Genomic DNA, 2748 nt, shown 5'->3' with positions numbered 1-2748 from the left:
TGCCCGGCGGGGGGCTGCACACGGCCCACGGCACCGGTGACGCGCCCGAGCAACGCGGCGGCCCGCCCGGGCGCGACAGCCGGGCGGCGCCGGTCGTCACGGGCGGGCGGCAGGACGAGGGTGACGCGCTCGCCGTAGACGCCCGAGAGCTCGGACGCGAGCCGGTGCGCGAGCGCGTCGTCGCCACAGACCACCATGTGCGGGACCGCGAAGGACGCGTGGGACTGCTGGGGTAAGGAAGCCACGCCCCTAGCCTGCCGTGCCGCTGCCGCGGCTTCCAGGATTTATGCGGCCTGCGGAACGCCGCGCCCGACGGGTTCGGCACCGCCGGCCCCCACGTCGTGGTGACGCGCCGTCGCGGCGGGAAGGCGACTGCCCGCCGCAACCGCAGTCAGCCACCGTGGCGAGGGCCCGGCGCAATACACGATCAGCGCGAACGGGCGCTCCCCATGGTCCGCCGGACAGGCCCCAGGTGCCGCTGCCGCGGCTTCCAGGATTTATGCGGCCTGCGGAACACCGCGCCGACGGGCCGTCAGCCCTTGGCCAGCTCGCGCAGGGCGACGTTGAGTTCGAGGACGTTGACGTGCTCCTCCCCCATGAAGCCCAGGACGCGCCCGGCCACGTGGTCCTCCACCAGCTTCCTGACCCGCTCGGCCGGCAGGCCGTTCGCCTTGGCCACGCGGTCGGCCTGGAGGCGGGCGTAGGCCGGGGAGATGTCCGGGTCGAGGCCGGAGGCGGAGGCCGTCAGCGCGTCCACCGGGACGGCGGAGGGGGACACGCCGTTGAAGGCGGCGACGTCCGCGCGGCGCTGCTGGACGCTGTCCAGCAGCACCTTGCTGTCGGCGGCCAGGTTGGACGCGCCGGACACCACCAGCTTGTACCGGGTGTTCTCGGTGTTGGGGCCGGCGGCCGACGGGCGGCCCTGGAAGAACTTCGGGTCCGGCAGCGGGTTGCCGTCCTTGTCCTGCTTGTCGAGCGAGTAGCTCTGGCCCAGGAGCGCGGAGCCGACCGGCTCGCCGTCGGCCTTCACCTCGGAGCCGTTGGCCTTGTCGTGGAAGGCCGCCTGCGCGATGCCGGTGACGACGAGCGGGTAGATCACGCCGCAGACCACCGTGAGGACCAGCAGGGCCCGCAGGCCCGCTCCCAGCAGCCGGGCCGTGTTGCGTACGGAGTTGTTCATGGTGACGTCACCCGATGCCAGGGATGAGGGAGATGAGCATGTCGATGGCCTTGATGCCGATGAACGGGGCGATCAGCCCGCCCAGCCCGTAGATGCCGAGGTTGCGCCGGAGCATGCCGTCCGCGCTCATCGGCCGGTAGCGCACGCCCTTCAGGGCGAGCGGCACCAGCGCGATGATGATCAGTGCGTTGAAGACGACGGCCGACAGGATCGCGGACTGCGGCGAGTACAGGCCCATGATGTTGAGCTTGTCCAGGCCCGGGTAGGCCACGGCGAACATCGCCGGGATGATCGCGAAGTACTTCGCGACGTCGTTGGCGATCGAGAAGGTGGTGAGCGCGCCGCGCGTGATGAGCAGCTGCTTGCCGATCTCGACGATCTCGATGAGCTTGGTCGGGTCGGAGTCCAGGTCCACCATGTTCCCGGCCTCCTTGGCGGCCGAGGTGCCGGTGTTCATGGCCACGCCGACGTCCGCCTGGGCCAGCGCCGGGGCGTCGTTGGTGCCGTCGCCGGTCATGGCGACGAGCTTGCCGCCGGCCTGCTCGCGCTTGATGAGGGCCATCTTGTCCTCGGGCGTGGCCTCGGCGAGGAAGTCGTCGACGCCGGCCTCCTCCGCGATGGCCTTCGCCGTCAGCGGGTTGTCGCCCGTGATCATGACGGTCTTGATGCCCATGGCGCGCAGCTCGTCGAACCGCTCGCGCATGCCCTCCTTGACGACGTCCTTGAGGTGGATGACGCCGAGCACGCGCGGACCCCTGGCGTCCTCCATCGCGACGAGCAGCGGGGTGCCGCCGGCCTGGGAGATCTCGTCGGTGAGCTTCTCGGCGTCGTCCGGGACGGCGCCGCCGCGCTCCTTCACCCAGGCGACGACCGAGCCGGTCGCGCCCTTGCGGACCTTGCGGCCGTCGACGTCGACGCCCGACATCCGGGTCCGGGCCGTGAAGGGCACCCACTCGGCGCCGGTGAGCTCGCCCTCGTGGCGCTCGCGCAGGCCGTACTTCTCCTTGGCGAGGACGACGATCGAGCGGCCCTCGGGCGTCTCGTCGGCGAGCGAGGAGAGCTGGGCGGCGTCCGCGACCTCTGCGGCCGTCGTGCCCTTGACGGGGACGAACTCCGAGGCCCGGCGGTTGCCGTAGGTGATGGTGCCGGTCTTGTCGAGCAGCAGCGTGGAGACGTCACCGGCGGCCTCGACGGCACGACCGGACATGGCCAGCACGTTGCGCTGCACGAGCCGGTCCATGCCGGCGATGCCGATCGCGGAGAGCAGCGCGCCGATGGTCGTCGGGATGAGGCAGACCAGCAGCGCCGCGAGGACGATCATCGTCTGCTCGGCCTTCGCGTAGACGGCGAAGGGCTGGAGCGTGACGACGGCCAGCAGGAAGACGACGGTGAGCGAGGCCAGCAGGATGTTGAGGGCGATCTCGTTCGGCGTCTTCTGCCGCGCGGCGCCCTCGACCAGGTTGATCATCCGGTCGGACGTCAGGTACCAGCGCGCGGCCTCCTGGGTCTCGCCGCGGCCCTCCAGCAGGGTGCCCAGGTGCAGGGCGGCACGCCGGTGGCCGCGGGCG

The 2748-nt window shown here is 71.7% G+C and carries 3 protein-coding genes; all 3 read right to left on the bottom strand.

Going from position 1 to position 2748, the window contains the following annotated elements; translation table 11 throughout:
• On the bottom strand, window positions 1-197 hold a 197-nt coding region (locus AB0K09_RS32040; RefSeq protein WP_366068906.1), incomplete at its 3' end, for a hypothetical protein.
• A 335-nt stretch (window positions 198-532) separates the two neighbouring features.
• The gene (gene kdpC, locus AB0K09_RS32035; protein ID WP_366068905.1) at window positions 533-1180 is read right to left on the bottom strand and encodes a potassium-transporting ATPase subunit KdpC; all 648 of its coding nucleotides are present in this window, start codon (window positions 1178-1180) and stop codon (window positions 533-535) included.
• A 7-nt stretch (window positions 1181-1187) separates the two neighbouring features.
• Window positions 1188-2748, bottom strand: a 1561-nt coding sequence (gene kdpB / locus AB0K09_RS32030; protein ID WP_366068904.1) for a potassium-transporting ATPase subunit KdpB, incomplete at its 5' end; no start/stop codon positions are given.

Source organism: Streptomyces sp. NPDC049577 (assembly GCF_040675635.1).
Taxonomy (GTDB): domain Bacteria; phylum Actinomycetota; class Actinomycetes; order Streptomycetales; family Streptomycetaceae; genus Streptomyces.
Note: the sequence above shows the minus strand (reverse complement) of the source record. Positions and strands in the feature narration are given on the sequence as shown.